The 18165-nt window shown below is 63.1% G+C and carries 9 protein-coding genes and 6 pseudogenes; 9 read left to right on the forward strand and 6 right to left on the reverse strand.

What is annotated here, in order from left to right; translation table 11 throughout:
- Window positions 1-862: 862 nt before the first annotated feature.
- Window positions 863-1634, forward strand: a pseudogene (locus ACN27C_RS20045) (transposase family protein).
- A gap of 221 nt (window positions 1635-1855) precedes the next feature.
- Here ACN27C_RS20045 and ACN27C_RS20050 read toward each other — a convergent pair.
- From ACN27C_RS20050 to ACN27C_RS20060, 3 genes and pseudogenes are all read right to left on the reverse strand, one after another.
- Window positions 1856-2014 carry a hypothetical protein gene (locus ACN27C_RS20050; RefSeq protein WP_162959066.1) on the reverse strand — a complete coding sequence of 53 codons (159 nt, stop codon included), beginning with the start codon at window positions 2012-2014 and terminating at the stop codon, window positions 1856-1858.
- Window positions 2015-2047: 33 nt separating this feature from the next.
- Window positions 2048-3248: pseudogene (locus ACN27C_RS20055) on the reverse strand (transposase).
- Between the two features lie 239 nt (window positions 3249-3487).
- Window positions 3488-4428 (reverse strand): annotated as a pseudogene (locus tag ACN27C_RS20060) (sensor histidine kinase); the annotation flags it as partial.
- Between the two features lie 393 nt (window positions 4429-4821).
- Between ACN27C_RS20060 and ACN27C_RS20065 the strand changes: the two are divergent.
- The 6 genes and pseudogenes from ACN27C_RS20065 (at window position 4822) to ACN27C_RS20090 (ending at window position 10169) form a co-directional block, all read left to right on the forward strand.
- Window positions 4822-6324, forward strand: a complete 1503-nt coding sequence (locus ACN27C_RS20065; protein ID WP_244933294.1) for an ABC transporter substrate-binding protein — start codon at window positions 4822-4824, stop codon at window positions 6322-6324.
- Window positions 6321-6464, forward strand: a pseudogene (locus tag ACN27C_RS20070) (ABC transporter permease); the annotation flags it as partial. The gene ACN27C_RS20065 and the pseudogene ACN27C_RS20070, both read left to right, overlap by 4 nt.
- 117 nt (window positions 6465-6581) lie before the next feature.
- Window positions 6582-7253, forward strand: coding sequence for an ABC transporter permease (locus ACN27C_RS20075; RefSeq protein WP_244933454.1), 672 nt, complete (start codon window positions 6582-6584; stop codon window positions 7251-7253).
- The gene (locus ACN27C_RS20080; protein ID WP_422747371.1) at window positions 7253-8242 is read left to right on the forward strand and encodes an ABC transporter permease; all 990 of its coding nucleotides are present in this window, start codon (window positions 7253-7255) and stop codon (window positions 8240-8242) included. The genes ACN27C_RS20075 and ACN27C_RS20080 overlap by 1 nt, the downstream gene beginning before the upstream one ends.
- Window positions 8239-9210, forward strand: a complete 972-nt coding sequence (locus ACN27C_RS20085) for an ABC transporter ATP-binding protein (RefSeq protein WP_120569292.1) — start codon at window positions 8239-8241, stop codon at window positions 9208-9210. The genes ACN27C_RS20080 and ACN27C_RS20085 overlap by 4 nt, the downstream gene beginning before the upstream one ends.
- The gene (locus tag ACN27C_RS20090) at window positions 9207-10169 is read left to right on the forward strand and encodes an ABC transporter ATP-binding protein (RefSeq protein ID WP_422747373.1); all 963 of its coding nucleotides are present in this window, start codon (window positions 9207-9209) and stop codon (window positions 10167-10169) included. Before ACN27C_RS20085 ends, ACN27C_RS20090 begins: the two co-directional genes overlap by 4 nt.
- On the opposite strand, the gene ACN27C_RS20095 is transcribed toward ACN27C_RS20090, so the two are convergent.
- A complete protein-coding gene (locus tag ACN27C_RS20095; RefSeq protein ID WP_120569294.1) occupies window positions 10164-11120 on the reverse strand; it encodes a LysR family transcriptional regulator in 957 nt (318 codons plus the stop codon). The genes ACN27C_RS20090 and ACN27C_RS20095 overlap by 6 nt on opposite strands.
- A 661-nt stretch (window positions 11121-11781) precedes the next feature.
- Between ACN27C_RS20095 and ACN27C_RS20100 the strand changes: the two genes are divergently transcribed.
- Window positions 11782-12537, forward strand: a complete 756-nt coding sequence (locus tag ACN27C_RS20100; RefSeq protein WP_120569295.1) for a DUF2637 domain-containing protein — start codon at window positions 11782-11784, stop codon at window positions 12535-12537.
- 1013 nt (window positions 12538-13550) lie between these two features.
- Window positions 13551-13697: pseudogene (locus ACN27C_RS20105) on the forward strand (IS256 family transposase); the annotation flags it as partial.
- A 790-nt stretch (window positions 13698-14487) separates the two neighbouring features.
- On the opposite strand, the pseudogene ACN27C_RS20110 reads toward ACN27C_RS20105, so the two are convergent.
- Both ACN27C_RS20110 and ACN27C_RS20115 read right to left on the reverse strand, forming a co-directional pair.
- A pseudogene (locus tag ACN27C_RS20110) lies at window positions 14488-15536 on the reverse strand (IS110 family transposase).
- Window positions 15537-17278: 1742 nt separating this feature from the next.
- Window positions 17279-17521, reverse strand: coding sequence for a hypothetical protein (locus ACN27C_RS20115; protein ID WP_162959067.1), 243 nt, complete (start codon window positions 17519-17521; stop codon window positions 17279-17281).
- Window positions 17522-18165: the final 644 nt, after the last annotated feature.

An 18165-nucleotide genomic window follows, 5' to 3' on the forward strand; every position in this document is an offset into this window, starting at 1 on the left:
GAACTAGGCTCACATAATCTCTCGACGCCCTGACATCTTGTCTCCTGCGCGGAGCGAAGGGTGGAGGTCCCCTGGCCTGAAGGCGACCGGGTTATCCACTCTAGAGACTCTTCCCGCCGATCGGCGCAGTAGTTCGACCGCTCAGACGAGAAGATTCGAGAGATGCTCCAACGCCGCTTCGTCGCGAAGATAAGTCGTTGCATGGCCAGTATGCGCGCGGCGAGGCGGCCCAGCAAGAACCAGACCGACCATGTGTGAGTGCGCCACAGTAGTCAACGTTAGAGAGGTGAGGGGTGCTGTGTTCCGCCGTCCCGGCTCATCGCGCTCATCCTGGCTCAGGATTAACCCTCGCGGCCGATTGGCTTCGAGGCGCAACGCCCCACAATCTGCCGACACCCGTGACGATCGCAACCAGGGTGAAGCCGTCGCCGGTCAGTTCTTTCCGATTGACCTTTACGATGCGCTTATAGAGCTGACGTCCGCCGGGTGGCGAATCACCTATCGAGACGCGCAATCGGCTCGACTCACCTGCGGCTGGAGGGGTCTAGCGGTCATCGCAGTTCCTGAAGGCGTGGCATGGTGGCCGGTAGCTAGTCAGCGCACCCAGATTTTGATGTTTGCCGGGAGTGCTCTGCTCGCGGCCTGCGCACTCTCAGTTTGACGCTGACTGAGGCCATCAGGAGCAAGCCGTCCGTCACGACACTCCGCCATTGCTGAATTCCGGAGGTCGCAGTATCAAACGCCCCGCTGGCGGGTTGCTTCGTTCGAAGGAAGAGGATTCCCTTGTCGAAGCGCATCTCCCTAAGGGACGTCTCGTAACCCTGGCGTCTGTCTGTTGAGGACGATTAGGCAGGATGCCTGGGTGCAGGTGATCACGGCAGCCCGGCCGGAGTGGATCTTTCCGTTCACCGGGTTGCAGCCCGCCCAGTTCCGTAAGCTGGTCCGCCTGGTCGCCGAGCGGGGCGGGGACGGCATCGCCGACGGCCGGCAGTGGGCCCTCGACCTCGCCGACCGGGTGCTGCTGGTGGCCACCTACTGGCGCACGAACCTGACGATGCGCCAGATCGGCCCGCTGTTCGGGGTGTCGCACTCCGCAGCCCACCGGGTCATCGACACCCTCGCGCCGCTGCTGGCCCTGGCGCCGGTACGCAAACGGCCAGTCGCGCAGATCGCGATCGTCGACGGGACTCTGATCCCCACCCGCGATCACCGGCTGGCCGCCCGGAGCAAGAACTACCGGAACTCGACGAACCTGCAGGTCGCCATCGACGCCTCCACCCGTCTGATCATCGCCGTCGGCGAACCGCAGCCCGGCAACCGCAACGACACCATCGTCTACCGCACCTCCGGCATCGACCAGAAGCTGCACGGGCGGCCGGTGATGGTCGACGGCGGCTACCGCGGCAACCCCGAGGTGATCATGCCGTACCGCAAGCCCTCCGACGGCAGCGACCTGCCGGATTGGAAGGAAGCCCTCAACGTCGAACACCGCACCCGTCCGAGCAGGGGTCGAACACGCTCTGGCCAGGATGAAGGGCTTCAAGACCCCGCGCGACTACCGCCCCGCCACCCACACATTGGCCGACGCCACTTCCGGCATCGCCAACCTCCACAACATCATCCTCGTCGGCTGACCACCGGCCCGGTACCAGGCAACGCCTTCACCCAGTTACGAGACGTCCCTTAGGGAGTGCTGAAGGGGCGGCCGCGGGTGATCTATCGATCGTACTGGGGTCGCCGTCAGGCGGACATCGGTTGCGAAGCCGCTAGCGACTTGATGATTGCTCGGTCCATTGGGGAATTTGTGCTGCTCCATATCGAGGATTCGTGGCGGCGACTGCCTCAAGAGTCGCGCTTAAGTCGGGGGCGGCCGGCTTGCGGGACAGGAACGGCGCTCGCCCGTCGAAGCGACGGCGCGAAGTGCTGCTGGGTCGGCCGCGGGCCGGCGGGCACCAGAGCTGAGGATCGCGCCGTTGTCGAGGCGCATCCACGCGATCTTGTCGATGATGGTCATGCTTGACGCTCCCTGTGGCTTGTCCCGGGTGGGCTATGCGACGTCGCTGTCCGGACGCTCGACGAGTTCGCCGTTGATGACGGTAGGCGCCGGCGGGGGCCAGGGCGAGCAGGTGTGGTGCGTTCACCGCCCGCCGCCGATCCTGCACGGACTCGATGAGCCTGAACGCCACGGCCAGGCCGGCGGCTCGGCTGCCGATGCCCTTGAGTGACCCGGTTGCGGTGGCGCACCGTGACGAAGGTCGGTTCGAGCGGGTCCGAGGCGCACAGGTGGATCCACTGCTCGGTGGGGAGAGAATAGAACCCGCAACTCGTCGAGGTGTTCGATGAGCTTAGCGACAGCCTTGGGCAACTTGAGGCAGTAGGCGTCAGCGAACGAATTCGCCGCGGCGTGGGTGTGCCGATTGCCCTCGGCGTTGTAGACCCCAGCCAGGGCGGCCCTTGGCGCCCGGATGAGCGGACTAGGGTAGCGCGGCTAGGACGACGTTAGCCGTCTTGCGCACCCAGTCGCGCTGCCCGCGGGTGTCGGGAAGACCTCTTGCAGCGCGCAGCACAGGAGCCAGGCGCGCTGTCACTGACCGCGAGAACCGGGACCTGCGCACCTCGACGAGCGCAGTCGCGCAGCAGGTCAGCCCACGAGCAGGTTGACTCTCGGTAGCCGTCAGCCAGCGCGACCATCTCCTTCCAGCCGTCGGCGCGGACCTCGACGACCACGAGCAGCTTGTCCTCCTCTAGGCGCACGTCGGTGGCGATACCGCCGGCCCACCCACACATGTAGTCGACGGTGGACAAGTCCAGGGCCGGGACGAAATCATCGGGCGCCAGATCATCCAGGTAGAGCAGAGGTAGCTTCCGCTACCTTCGGGGCTCTTGCTGGCACCACGGCGGCAGGACCACCGACCGGACCCCCTTCCGCTGCCAGGTCCGGGTCGACCCGTCTGTCCTAGACCCCGCGGCGACCGCACCTGCACCGCGCCCAGCCGAGGTCATCACTTCCCTCGGCTGGGCGCGGCCGTTACGCACCGCCAGCCGCCAGCCGCCAGCCGCCAGCCGCCAGCCGCCAGCCGCCAGCCGCCAGCCCTGCTCGTCAGGTTCGACCGCCAGTTCGGCCAGTTGCGCGTCGACCTTCGCCTCCAGTGCGGCGGCGAGATTCGCCGGGCGCCCTCTTGCACGATGTCATCCAGCAGCGAGACGCCCTTGCGCGTCGTCCCGTCCTCGGCGACTACGGTCAGCATCGGCCTGCCTTCCCGAAAGACGCGCCAACGTCGGCCTTCACTTGAGATCCTCGAACGCTCATCGGGGAGGTACGCCGCTTCCCAACCGATCCACAAGTCCCAATCAGTTTTCCCCGGTCGTCGGCTGATAGTTGATGATCGGTGGGTGGGCGGCCGAGAAGGCACGTAGCGGAAGGTCACTCGCTGGACTGGGGTGACTTCCGCGGCAGCGCCAACTTCACCCGGAAGGTGACCTCACGGCCCGGGTGTCTCTCAGCCGCGTCAATCACGGCCTGGTTTTCTGGCTCGGCCCGCAGCCGTAGCTCTACCGCGGCGTCCGGTGGGGTGTGGGCGAGCGCGTTGGTCATCAGGTTTCCGACCACCTGTCGCAGGCGGCGTCGTCGCCGAGTACGACCAGCGGCCCGCTGCCAGGCTCGATGTGAAGCTCGATGCGGCGCTCGGCGTCGATCGCCCCCGCCGCCTGGACCGCATGGACCGCGTCGGAGCGAGGGCCGCAACTCCACCGGCACCAGCGCGATCCGGCTTTCCCGGTCCATGCGGGCCAGCAGCAGATCCTCCACCAGCAATCCCATCGGGGACGCCTCGTCCTCCGTACGGCGCAGCAGGCCGGCGGTCTGCTGCGGCTCTCGGCCGGCGCCCTGCCGGTACAGCTCGGCTAAGCCTCGGAACGTGGTCAGCGGCGTCCGCAGCTCGTGCGAGGCGTCCGCGATGAACTGCCGCGTCCACTCCTTCGGGGAGCGTACTCGCGCCTTGGACGCAGCCCCAGCGGTGAAGGCCGCCTCGCCTCGATCTGGGCGAGCATCGCGTTCAGCGCTCGGGATAGCCGGCCCCCTCTGAGGTCGGCGCCGGCCGTCCCTCCTCCGGGTCGGGCACCACTCGGTCAGGTCCCCGCCGGCGATGGCCGCTGCGGTCCGCTCGATCTCGACCAGCGGCTTGAGACTGCTACGCACCATCCCGGCACCCACCGAGGCCAGGCTGAGCAGGACCGCCCCACCCACCAGCAGGTCAATCCAGATCAGCTGCTTCATGGGCGATCCACGTCGGTGATGTGCTGCCCCACCGCCAGCACTCGGCCATCCGGCAGTTCCTGGTAGAGCATCCGCCACCGTCGAACACCCTTGGCACGGACAGCAAGCGCGACCCTCTCTAAATCCCGGGAACCTGTCAGATCGCGTTGTACGGAATCCACGTAATTCGCGGGCTAGCGATTATGACGGACTCCTCGGTCGCGCACAAGTAGGAGCGGTGGATGTTATGTGCAGTCATAGCATCCAGGCTTCGCAACCAATCCGATATCGGGAGAGGTGAAGATGAGGTCAGCGGTTCATGCGTCAGCCACTCCGCCGGCGCAGCTGTGCCATCAACGACAAACTCGAATCTCCTGCAAGTGAACGGAGAATAGTGCATGAAAAGATCTATAACTGCTGCGGGCGCGGCATTGGCCATGATCTTAGGGGGATGCGGAGCCAGCCCCACCGACCAGGAAAACGGGCGAACCGGTGGCCGAGGAGGGACGCTCATCGTTCTAGCCTCTGCGGACTTCGCTAATCTCGACCCGGCCCAGAACTGGACTATGCGGGATGTTCTGTTCGGCGGGCGAACGCTATATCGCACACTAACGGCCTATGCGGCCGCGCCTGGGTCCGAGGGCACAAAGGTTAGGCCCGACCTAGCCGAAGAGCTGGGGGTGCCGTCAGGCGGAAACAGGACCTGGACATATAAGCTCCGATCCGGGGTCAAATTTGAGGACGGAAGCGTAGTCACTAGCAAAGACGTAAAGTACGGTATTGAGCGGATTTTCGCGGCGGAACTCCAAGAGGGCCCAGGATATCTCCGCGACCTGCTCGTTGGAGGCGAAAAATACGCCGGACCATATAAGGATCCGAGAGGGCTGCCATCGATTCTCACCCCCGACGATCGAACCATCGTCTTTGAATTGAGGAAACCCACGGCTGACCTAGACTACATCTTGGCGTTGCCCACTTCGGCTCCCGTGCGCAAGGAGAAAGACACTGGGGTGAAGTATAACTCGGCCATTTTCTCTACTGGGCCATATAAGATCGAAAGGTATGACCGAGGTAAGGAACTCGTCCTGGTCCGGAACTCCCATTGGGACCCGAGCACAGACTCGATCCGAAAAGCCCTTCCTGACCGAATTGAGGTGAAGCAGGGGCTTTCGAGTGCGACCATCGAGCAACGGCTCATAGCGGATCAGGGGCGGGACCAGCGGGCCGTGGCGTGGGCCGGAATCAGCGCTGCCAGCATGCCTCGCGTCCTCAGCGATCCGAAGGTAAAGGATCGCTACGTTGCAGAGCCGAGCATCTGCACCCGCATGCTCACGTTCAATACTGCGAAACCCCCCTTTGACAACTTGATGGCACGTCAGGCTGTGGCCTATGGGATCAGCCGTGAGGCGTATAGGACAGCGCACGGTGGAGAAGGAGTCGGCGACTTCGCAACTTCCTTCATGCCGCCATCTCTCACGGCCGGTCAGAAGAATGAAGCCTTCCAGGCGCCACCAGAAGGTGATGTGACAAAGGCTCGCCGGCTCCTGGCTGATGCAGGGAAGCCCGAAGGGTTCGAAATCACATTAACTACCACTTCGACAGACACGGGCAGGGCCGAAGCCGAGGCCGTCCAATCTTCCCTGGCTCGCATCGGCGTTCGAGTCAAGATCAATTCTGTCGATGCATCGGTGTTCTACTCCACGACCGGCACCCCCGCCACAGCAGACGAATTGGTCTTCGATGGCTGGTGCGCGGACTGGCCGAACGGCGCTTCATTCATCCCGCAAAAGTTCGACGGCCGCAACATTCAGCCGAAGGGAAATAGGGTAATCAGCCAACTGAACGATCCGTCGGTAAACAAGCGTGTCGATGAAATCTTGGCCCTGACCGACGCGAATAGCGCGCAAAAAGCGTGGGGTGAACTCGACACGCAAATCATCCAGCTGATGCCTGCTGTTCCCCTGGTATGGGACAAGATGCCCCTGTTGCACGGGTCCAAGGTCACTGGCGTCTTCGGCCATCCAATCTGGCAAGGTGAGATCGACTACGCGGCGGTCTCGGTGGCATGACAGACCCACTTCCGGGACGGACCGAGGCGGGCTCCCCCGTCGGACCGTGGCGAAGACTCGTAGTCCGTGTATGGGCTCAGTCCGCCGCCAGGGTAGGGATCGTGATTATAGCTCTATTCATCGCCCTAGCCGTCTTCGCCCCACTAATCGCCGCCGTTATCGGCAGTGGTCCCAATGACTTCCACGAGGGCCAAATTGACAAGACGCTAGGCGGCCTTCCCAAAGGTCGGCTAGGCGGAGTAAGTGAGGATCATTGGTTGGGCGTCGAACCGGTTAACGGTCGAGATGTGTTAGCTCGCATCGTCTACGGGGCACGGATATCCCTTTTGATCGCTGTCCTCGCGACGGCCGTCTCCGTGATAGTCGGGACCGTGCTCGGAATGGTTGCCGGCTTCTTCGGCGGCTGGATCGACACGGCCATCAGCCGGCTGATGGACCTCGTGCTCTCCTTCCCCCAGCTCATCTTCATGATCGCGCTCGTAGCGGTGCTTCCGGACCAGGGCAGAACGATGTCACTGATCCTCGTGATCGGCTTCTTCGGCTGGCCCTACATCGGCCGTATCGTCCGAGGTCAAACACTGTCGTTGCGGCATCGAGAGTTTGTCGAAGCCGCGTGGGCGGGCGGCCAATTGCGGGGAACAATCTTGTTGCGTGAAATTCTCCCCAACCTCACATCGCCAATCCTTGTATACGCTACGCTCTCAATTCCTGCCAACATCGGCACTGAGGCAGCTCTATCGTTCTTAGGCATCGGGGTGCAGCCGCCGACGCCATCCTGGGGCCAAATGATGCAGAAAGCGATGTCTTGGTATCAGGTAGACCCTATGTTCTTCCTCGTCCCTGGGATATGCCTGTTCCTAACCGTTCTTGGGTTCACCCTCTTCGGTGATGCGCTCCGCGACGCCACGGATCCGAAATCAGGAGTGTAGTGCTTTCCTATACGCTTCGCCGCCTGGCTGGCCTGCTCTTCGTGCTGCTGGCCATCTGCGTTGTCACCTTTGGCATCTTCTATATCTTGCCCAGTGATCCGGCCCTACAAGCCTGCGGCAAGAGCTGTACCACGGAACGCATCGAGCAACTGCATCATCAGATGGGCCTGGACAAACCTCTCTGGCAGCAGTTTGTGGATTACCTCGGCGGGATCGTAGGCGGACGAACATTAGGGACGGGTGAACTCGCGGTGAAATGCGAATTTCCCTGCCTTGGGTTTTCATATCAGATGAACCGCCCTGTTTGGGAACTCCTTCTGGACCGGCTGCCCACAACTGCATCGATAGCCGCTGGGGCGGCAGTACTGTGGCTCCTGTTCGGCTTGACTGCAGGTGTGATCTCCGCGCTGCGGAAAGGCACCGTTCTAGACCGGTCACTCATGGCTGGCACGCTGACAGCGGCGTCATTGCCAGTTTACTTTACCGGCCTAGTTGCCCTATACCTAGTAATACAGTTGGCTGGATGGCTACCATTTCCAAGCTACGTGGAGTTGACGGAAAGCCCGATTGCGTGGGCGCAGAATCTACTACTGCCATGGGCCGTGCTCGCCCTACTGTACGCCGCGATGTACGCACGGCTATCGCGCTCATCAATGCTCGAAACCCTTGCGGAGCCATACATCCGAACTGCCCGCGCCAAGGGCCTCCCTGAACGAACTGTCGTCGTTAAACACGCCATGCGCTCGGCGCTGACTCCCGTGATCACCATCTTCGGGATGGACCTGGCGACGCTTCTGGGAGGCGCGGTCATTACGGAAAGCGTCTTCGGCTTGCCCGGCGTAGGACAGCTTACGATCAACGCAATCAATACAGCGGATCAGCCGGTGGTCATGGGAGTAGCCTTGCTTTCTGCGTTTCTTATCACCGGGTTCAATGTGGTTGTCGACGTTCTCTATGCCGTCGCGGATCCGAAGGTGCGGCAATCATGAGCGTGCTGGAAGTAACCGATTTGCGAGTGACGTTTCAGACTATTCACGGCGTCGTCTGCGCGGTTGACGGCCTGTCTTTCTCGCTCGACCGCGGCCAAACGCTTGGAATTGTCGGTGAATCCGGCTCTGGGAAGTCAGTTGCGAGTCTAGCGATAATGGGCTTGCACCGCGACGCGACTGTCGCCGGTTCGGTCCTCCTAGACGGTACCGAGATCATCGGCGCATCTCAAAGGACCATAAGGCAGTTGCGCGGGCGAAAGGTGGCGATGATATTTCAAGATCCGCTCTCATCGTTGCATCCGGCATATACGGTCGGAGAGCAGATAGCAGAAGCCTATCGGCTACACTTCGGCGCCGGACGACGCGCCGCACGAGAACGGGCTGCGGAGTTACTCGACCACGTAGGAATTCCCGATCCGCATCGGCGGCAGGCAGATTATCCGCATCAGTTCTCCGGCGGTATGCGGCAGCGAGTCATGATCGCAATGGCTCTGTCGTGCGAGCCGGAGGTGCTGATCGCAGATGAGCCGACAACGGCGCTGGATGTCACTGTGCAGGCACAGATCCTCGACCTCATCGTCGGAATTCAGCAAGAATTCGGTTTGGCTGTCCTAATGATCACTCACGACTTGGGCGTAGTAGCCCGAATGGCCGATAAAGTTATGATTATGTACGCTGGCCGCGCTGTGGAAGAGGGGCCGGCGCCGACTGTATTCGAGACCCCGAAGCATCCGTACACCCGCGCTCTGCTCAACTCCATCCCCCACCTCGACCGCCCCCTTGCCGAGGCGCTAAGGCCAGTCGCGGGCAGCCCGCCCTCGCTGATGAGTCCGCCACCTGGTTGTCGATTCCACCCCCGATGCGGTGAGCGAACGACCGGCTTACCCTGTGACACACGGTCCCCGAGGCTGGCTAATGTCGGAGACGGGCACAGGGCCGGATGTCACTTGCTCGAGGTGACGGGATGAGCGACGCGCTAATGGAGGTTGCCAGCCTGTCGAAGGTCTTCCAGGGGCGCAGGGGAGCCGACCTACATGCTGTGGCTGATCTCGACCTCAGTGTCTATGCCGGGGAGGCGCTAGGCCTTGTCGGTGAGTCGGGATGCGGAAAGTCGACGACGGCGAGATTGCTCGCACGGCTGTTGAGCGCCACTTCAGGCAGCATAAAATTTGAGGGGCGCGACATTAGTAAGATCGGCAGGAGAGCCATGCGCCCGCTGCGGCGCGACGTTCAAATGATCTTCCAGGACCCTTATTCTTCCCTCAACCCGCGGCGCACAGTCGGCGAGATCATTAGAACGCCGTTAAGGATCTTGCGGCCCGAACTCGATGAGCGCAGTGCGGTGGCCCAGATTATCGAGCGTGTTGGGTTGGCGCCCGAGCAGGTTGACCGCTACCCACACCAGTTCTCAGGGGGGCAAGCGCAGCGCATCGGCATTGCTCGGGCTTTGGTCACACGCCCGCGTCTCCTAATTGCCGATGAGCCAGTTTCTGCCTTGGATGTCTCCGTTCAAGCTCAGATTATCAATATGATGAGCGAGCTTCAGCGGGAATTCGGCTTATCCTACGTCTTCATTGCCCATGACCTTGCCGTCGTCCGTCAGCTCTGCACGCGCATCGCGGTGATGTATCTCGGCCGGATCATCGAGATCGGTGCAAGGGAATCGGTGTACCAAGCCCCTGCGCATCCCTATACCAGCGCCCTGCTTTCGGCAGCGCCTTTTCCGCACCCAGCGACCGAGAGGGCGCGACAGCGGGTCGTGCTGCAAGGAGATCCGCCAAGCCCCGCCGCGCCGCCCCCCGGATGTGCATTCAGCCCGCGCTGTTTCAAAGCGCAAGGCCGGTGCTTCACTGATCGCCCCCGCCTCGAGCCGGCCGGCGGTAGGCTCGTAGCGTGCCACTACCCATCCACTGGTGCGGGATCATAGTGTGAAGCCAGGAGAGATTCGTTGTCGGACGGTCCACGCTTGGTAGTGCGGGGTCTGCGCTACCAGGTCCTGATAGGCCTCGCGTGCATAACGGTGCAACTGTGCGGCCAGCGGGGCCGCCGGACCTTCGCGCCGCCATACAACTAACTGTCGGACCCGGATTGGCGACCCTTCCAAAGGGCGGACGACCATCCCATACATGGGCCTCATCGTTGGCTGACAAATCGTTACGCCGACCCCGGCTGCAATCATGTCCTGAAGGTTCTTCTCCCCGAGAAACTCGTGTGTAACTGCGGGCCGGAAACCCGCCTGTTCGCACGAGCGATAGAAGACGCCGGGCCAACCGGCGCCGTCGTCGGGACTAACGAACCATGCTTCGCCCGCCAGTTCCCGCAACGGCACCTCCGTTCGGTGGGCGAGCCGGTGCCCAGCTGGCAAGGCCACGAAAGCTGGCTCGACGGCGAACGGCCGAGTATCCAACATCTCAGAGTCGCGCAGTTCGAAGCCCGGATAGTCCAGTACAAGGGCGACATCCAACTTGTCTGATTCCAGCATCGCAAGAAGAGCCGCGATTCCGTACTCGGATCGTATGGTCACGCTAACGCCCGGCTGCTGCCTCGAAATCCTGGCGATCAGCCCGGCTAGAACCGGTGTAGTTGTGGACCCGAGGCGAAGCGCCTTGCTGCAAGAATGCCGGCCGGTGCGGCGGCCCAGGGAGTCGACGCTGGTGAGGATTTGGCGCGCCCCCTCCACGATCTCGATGCCAAACGAGGTTGGTCGGACGCCCGAATTTGTACGCAGGAACAGCTCGCCGCCCATGAAGCGCTCAATGCGGCGCAACTGTGCGCTCAAAGCCGGCTGAGAGAGCCTGAGAGCTGATGCGGCCTTACCTAGGCTGCCCAAGTCGGCGATGGCGCAAAGGACGCGTAGATGGCGCAGTTCAAGCCTCATCGATGCAGTGCCGTCGCTGTCGGTGCGGCGCAAACCTCAGCTGACACTGCGGCATGGGCCTGCTTGGTTGGCTGCTCGTCGATCCGTCGTCTTGACCGGATTGGCGGCTCGGCAGGCACACGCCTTCGACGGCCTGGAGGCGGCAAGGTCTGGATGGAGAACCTCACGGGCCCGGGTTGATGCCTGGCGCGCCCTGTGACTCGCAGCCGGGAGGTGAACATGGCAGCACCCTCGCATGACCAGCTGAGATCCTCCGATAGGACCTTCCGATAGCCTTACTCGATGGGCGCCGTTTTTCATCACTGACCAGAGAGAAGCCTCTCGGTTCCCGCAGTGATGTGCTGGGAGGGCGCGGTCGAGCGGGGACATGCGACCATGGAGATATCACCTGCCGAGGTGGGCGAAGTACGTAGCGATGAGAGGTCAGGGTGTCTGTCGTCGGCTGAGTGCACGCGCTCCGAGTGACTTGCGGTGACCGCACCGCGACTAGTCGCGTGCATATGGCCAAAGTGAGTCGCGTCAGGCGCCCGCTTTCGGTAGAACGCTTGTGCGCCTCGTAGGTTCGGACCAGACTCGGCGATGGCTTGAGGCCGTCGATCCCGCGAGGTATCCACCCTCTCTGCCGAAGTAGTGTCTTGGTTCATCGTTTAGGAGTTACCACATGACCGCCTCGACCGTGAACGTCGCACGCAATCCTCGCAATGTACGGGAGTTGCTGCCAGCTGCTCGCGAGATCACCCAGGAGTTGGGTGGTCTCCCGAGCCGACATCGGTTAATGCGGACGTTTCGTATCGGGGCACCTAAGGCTGACGAGTTGCTCAACCAGTTGACCGAGGAGTGGAGGCGGGCGTCGGCGGTCGATGAGGATGGGCCACCAAAGCCCAACTATCAGGATTCGCCAGGAGGAACCTCGGCCCAGCAGGTTGCGGAGGTGACCTCGGAAGCCGCGCACGCGCCCGTTACTGCAAGGCCTCTGCAAGAGGCTGCTGAACCTCGTGCTCTTGCCGACGTTGACCTAGCGTCACTCAAGAAGATTCGTTGGAGTGTCCGAAGTGTTCTCGCGTTCGGCGTCGCGGCCAGCGTGGCCGGTAACGTCCTGCACGCTCGCGACGATCTCATCTCACAGCTTATTTCTGCCTGGTCCCCACTTGCCCTCCTGCTGACGCTGGAGCTTATCTCCCGGGTACCTGTGCATCGGCGCAGCCTGGGGCTTGCCCGCTGGGCGGCTACGGCGCTTATCGCGGCGATCGCCGCCTGGGTGTCATATTGGCATATGGCCGCCGTGGCCTCGCGCTTTGGAGAAACGAATGGGTCCCAGTACCTGCTCCCACTGTCGGTAGACGGTCTAGTCATCGTTGCTTCGATCTCCCTGGTGGAACTAGGTGAGCGCATCGCTGCTGTCACGAAGGAACGATGAACGCTGCCGAAACTGTTCCCCTGGTCAGTTCTGGCGAGGCGCGTTTGGTGGGCGAACGTTGGCGGTGGATCGGCGCAACGACGGGCCCTGGTCAGTTGCTTTCTTTTCTGCACGTAAAGGTGTAAGCGGTTATAAGATCAATCTATCTAAGCGATTCCGGCGCAAGGACTATCCGGCGGCGGTGCGCTGGGCAGCTAGACGTTTGGCTCATCAGGCATAACGGATCTATGCTACCTGTGCTAAGCGTTAAAGCATGTGTTTGTTGTCGGCTCCGGCGGTCCATCGGTGCTTCTTTTCCCGGGAACGAACTTCAATGCGGGGATGTCGTTGCCGTTCGCTGCTGGCTAGCTGAGAGGCATCGGATCGGTTTCCCGACCTGCCGCGAAGACCGGGCCTCAGGAGCAAGCGCCCCGGGCGGACTGCTCGGCTAACCTCCGCCCTGCTTTTGCAGCACCAAGGTGGACGGCGACACCGGTCCTTTCGCCAGCGCAAGTCTGCGTCGCCTCATGCTCTCCCCTGGCCACGAGCCGGGTGGCGTCCTTGTCGGTGCCATGACGTCAGTAGCACGGCATGTCCGCTCAATCGGGACCCCGGACCGCGCGTCAACGGGTCACATCGCGGTTCCAGCACGCGTAATCGTGGACGTCACGACGTTTCTCTTCCGTTCCGTGTACTCGGCCCGGCGGTGAAGCGCAGTCTGAGACTCGAACTTCGGGCCTTCGCGGACGCCGGTCACCTCCTCACCCAAGAAAGGCGAAGCCATGTGGCGGCGTCGGTGACGGAAGTTCTTGGCCAGGGCAAACTGATCACGTTTGCAGCGCTACTGCACAGCGGGTGCGCTCGGTAAAGCCCGAGGAGGTGCCGGAGCCAAGCTCCATGGCTTGACCCGGCATCAAGTACAGCGCCTGCTACTCCATCCTCACCTTGCCTTGTCTGCGCTAGTAGCACGACCGGACTCGGGCTTGGCGTCGTCACCCGATCGAACCAATGCCGGGCGTGCTCGGGGAGCGCCACGCGAGGACCTCGTGATTTTCCCAACCGGCCGCGCCATCATCCGCCTCGTCGGCGCCGTCCTGGCCGAACAAACCGACGAATGGACCGAAGGACGCCGCTACATGGGCCTGGAACTACTGGCGAAAGCGCGACTCATCCCCGTCGAGCCGGACCAACACGATAGCGTCTGCGCTGGTGGGCGAGAGACGGCCATCGCGCGGGTGGAGAACGGCGCTGGCTGGCTGGCGCTCCTCTTGTGGTCGCGAGCACACGTTCTTCAAACCCCGGTCCTCGTCACGGGCCCGCATCGAGTCTGGATCCGAACTGCTCGATTATTCGCTCACACAGGTCATCGCGGACGGCGTAGCGTCCCACACCGCCGTGCGCAGCACCCGCTGCATCGCCGCGGATTACCGAGACCTGCCCGCTCCGCAGCGCCTGGCGGGTTTTCCATTCCGCGTCGGACAACAGCCCCGTTACCAGATGCCCAGCCTCCGCGTGGCTCGGCCCGCACGGATTGGCCACAGACACGCCGCCCAGGACGGCCCGTTATGGGCGAGGCCTAGGGTGTGGCGCGCGCCGCCGAAGAGTCCTCGGATGTCTTCGCAAACCACCGGTGATCGACCGCGCTGGCCGTCGCTACACCACGCCACGATTAACGCCGAAGCCAAGCGACGTTGGGGTACGAGTCGACTTGACCGAGGCCCGGAGACGGCCTCATCATTTGGCTATCCACCAACAGGTGGGGTGTGCCATCAGCCCGGCGAGCGATCCCTGCTCCCGGGCTGTTGTGCGTCTGGGGCTGAGCTCCAAGGTTGCGCCCCACAGACGCCAGACGACGGCGGCGTGTGCCTAAGGCGTACCCCTCACCCGAGCCGTATCCGCTGCAGGACGGCCAATCTGTCTGGCATGTCCGGGCCGTCGGTCACTGCATCTAGGAGGCCTAACCTTCCGCGCTCACCCGGTCGGGGTGTCCCTATGGGTTTGGTCTGGCGGGGATGGGGCTTGGGGGCGTTGTTGGCAGGGGATTTTGTCGCGGAGCATGGCGTGTAGGGCCTCGCAGCAGCGTCGGGTGCGTGGGTGTTCGCCGCGGATGCTGCTGCCGGAGTGCGGGTGACGGGGCCAGTCTGGCGTAGGCGGCGGGGTGGCCGGGTGGGGAATGCGGTGCCGTCGCGGATTCGAGCAGGAACCGGGCGGCGGTCACGGCGCCGAGCCGGGCATCGAGGTCAGGGCCGGGCGAGAGGGTGTGGGCATCAAGGATCTGCTCGACCTCGCCGGCGACCTGGTCGCGTTGTCGCAGGACGTCGTGGAGGCGTTCGGCGGTGGCGGTCTGCTCGTCGGGGCGGTCATGATCTGGGCGGCGAGCCGTCCACCCATGCGCCGTGCGTGGACGGCGGCGGACAGCAGTCTGCGGTGGCCGGCCTTCAGAGGCCGGCCGGTCCGCCGCAGCGGGACTGCAGCTCCAGCACGGCTTTCTGGTGCACTTCCGGGCCGAGGACTCGTTCCGGGGCGGGATGGATCTGGGTGAGCAGGCCACGGATGCGGTTGGACACGCGGGTCGCTTCGTCGGCGAGGTCGTCGTCGAACCCGACGAGGACTCCAGTTCGGGCAGGGTCGGCCCGGCGCAGCGTGTGGGGCAGGGTGCGGCGGTGTCGGCGATGATGCTGGGGTGCAGGTCCGTGATGCGCCGCATCGCCAGGCCGGGCAGGTAAGCCGCCTGATGCCCCCGCCGCCCGCGCCACCGCGACCGGCGGGGCGCCGATCGAGGTCGGCTGGTCGACCACCACCAGCACCCGTCCCTGGCAGGCCAGCTTGTCGAACAACTGCCGCAGTCGCGCCTCAGTATTCGGCAACGCCGCGTCGTGTAGCCGTCTACCTTCCGGAGCCAGCTCGACCGTGTGGTGGCCCTCTGTGCCGACGCCCAAGCCGAGGTAGAGGCCAATATCCGTCGCGTACCAGACTCGCCTCCACGCATCGTCCGTGGTCTCGGCCGCTGGTCTGAGCATCGCACTGCCGGCAGCCATGGTACGAAGAGATCAACCCCACGGGCGGCCGTGCCCCCTCTCAAAGGTCCACCGACGCCACCCCGACCGGCGACAACACCCCCGGATCATCGCAACGACAGGGAAGGAAGTCATACCGGACCGACCGACCGAGGTCCCCGGCCGGGAACAATCAAAAGGCACTAGGGCAGCGGAGTTAGTGTCAGCCCTGACACTGCTCTTCACACGACCACGATCGGACGAATATGTCGGTGTTAGCCCCGTGGTCTATCGGCGTGTCGGGGCGATACGGCTAAGGGGTGGGAGAGGCAGAAGCGCAGAAGCCTGCGATGTAAAAACGTCTCCATCTCCAGCTTGTGCCAAGGTCTACGGCTTCGGCAAGATGATGCCGAGTGGCTGGCAGTCACGCGGACCGTGGGCTCAGGTGAAAGACGGCAGACTTTGTCTGAAGTCTCCCTCTTGTAAATCACGGGCCTCGCCGCATCGGTCCTCAGTTAGGTTGATGCGACGAGGCCACTGTGCGAAGAGCGGCGGATGCCCGGCCTGTAGGCCGGGCATCCGCCGACCTCGGGGGCGCATCTCACCGGCGACAGCTACCCCGCCCCCGGGGCCCTCCTCCATTGACGGACGAGGCCTACCCATCTTGCACCCCCATCGCGGCTTCACCAACAGGAGCTCCATACCATTCGACTATAGGCTCGGTTTTGGTCCGCGTGTCTGCCATCTATGTGATCGTAGATGCCGAGCAATCTGCGCGGGGCTGCTAGAGCCGTGCGCCCAGAACATGCGAACAACGTTGGGAAAGCGCGTCGGATCTGTGCTGCAGAGCCACGCTAAGAAACACTCGATTTCTGCCTTCCGTAGCCGGCAGCTTCGGTGCGCTGGCAAGCACTATCTGAGTAATAATGCGGATTTGGTGGTAGCTCTGGCGCCGGCGGTAGGGCATTTCGCCGGTTCTCGTCGATGCAAAGAGTTGTTTCGGCGTATTCATTGACCGGCCGTTAACCGTGATGGTGGGCGCGCCGATAAGAACGTCGCCCACTCCCGACGCCGTCGGATGAAGTTCTTCCGGATGGGTGGCCTGGGTCTGAGCTGACCCAGGCCACCCTACGGGCCTGGGGGCCGTATCAGGATAACGTTTCCTCTGCCTGACCGCATGCTCCTATGGCGATCCGATATACAGATACGTAGGGTAGCTATCAAAATGTGTAGCTGGCTGTTCGACAAGTCCATGTAGCCGGCACGTCCGCACAAGTGCAGCGGTGACTGCCGCTGAGCTTTCGTCAACTGGACGGGGCTCGGTCTGGAATAATTATCTCATCGCGCGAATGGAGGTGTTAGAAACGTGGATGAATAGGCCTTGCGCCGCCGCTCGCAATGCGCTTTGGGTGGACCTCCTCATTTCGCTGCGCCAGATCTCCCTCAGCCCGTCGTCGGCTGCCGTGTCCACGTGGGCCTCAGCCGCGCGTTCCGCCTTCAGCTACCTGATCCGGCCGGGGGCGTGATCTCTCACCCATGCGCTGCGCTCGGTCCTCGAGCCGCTCTCGGTGCCGTCGTAACCAAGGCCGCGTAGGGATTTGGGCGGGAGTAGCAGAGTTGGTTCAGATCTCACCGCATTCTCGTACCTGGAAGCCGGCGGTATCAATTAGTGGCCTATGACTGTGGGCTTCCGCCCCGGTGAAATTTTTGCATCGCCTATGTACCTCATGGATCCCCTGCGGGCGGTGGGATAACCGCTGCAGGGTCTAGTCGAGGTCCACCGCTGCTTCCGTGACTACCCAGCTCCCATTCCGTTCCTTGGTCAGGTCGCACCGGTATTCTCCCCGTGTCACGATACCGAAACCATTCTGGGCATCCAGCTTGCCGGCGATGTTGTAGCGGGTGCCGAATTCGCCGCCTGTGCTTTTGACAGTGGCGTCGCCATACCTGGCTGTTGAGGGTGAGCGCAGCTTGTCTTCAATCGCCGCTTGGCAGCGTTCCACTGCCATGTCCCGGTCATGAGACATCAACGTGAAGGCCGTTCCGCCTGCGCCCGTCAGGACTACGGCAGTCGCCATCACATTCCACTTCCACCTTCGACGGCTTCGTGGACGCCCGACGGCGAGGGCGTCAGGCGGCTTCGGAACTACTGCGTGCTGCTCGTGCGAAGACGGCGCGTCGCGTTCGTCCGGCGGATCAGGAGTGGTCAACGGGCCCCCGTGAGTGCGGTTGAGGGTGGTGCTCGAGTAGAACGCTTCTGGGCGCTAAGCGCTGCCGCTGTAAGAGCCAACCGTAGCCGTGGACGCCGTCGGGAGGGCCATATTCAACAGGAACGCCCCCTCGGTCAGGAGGGGGCGTTCCTGCATCTACCGATAGAGACTATCGATGATTGGGCCTAAGCCCGTTGGGGGGATAGCGGCCTGTGCCGGTGCGACGACCAGGCCGCTGCAGCGGCCCCTGGCTGGGGCCTCGTTGAGGTTAGCCGGGACAAACGGGCCGCGGAAAGGCGCTATCCCCAGGTGGTATGAGCTGCCCTCTGTAGCTGAGATGATCACTCCGCGCGATCAGTGCTGCCCATGGCGCTGCTCATGCTGGTAGGAAGATGGCGGTTGGCGCTGGCCTATTCTTTAGGCTCGGTCTATCGGCCGGGAGG

The organism is Micromonospora sp. WMMD1219, assembly GCF_049315215.1.
GTDB classification, from domain to species: domain Bacteria; phylum Actinomycetota; class Actinomycetes; order Mycobacteriales; family Micromonosporaceae; genus Micromonospora; species Micromonospora tulbaghiae.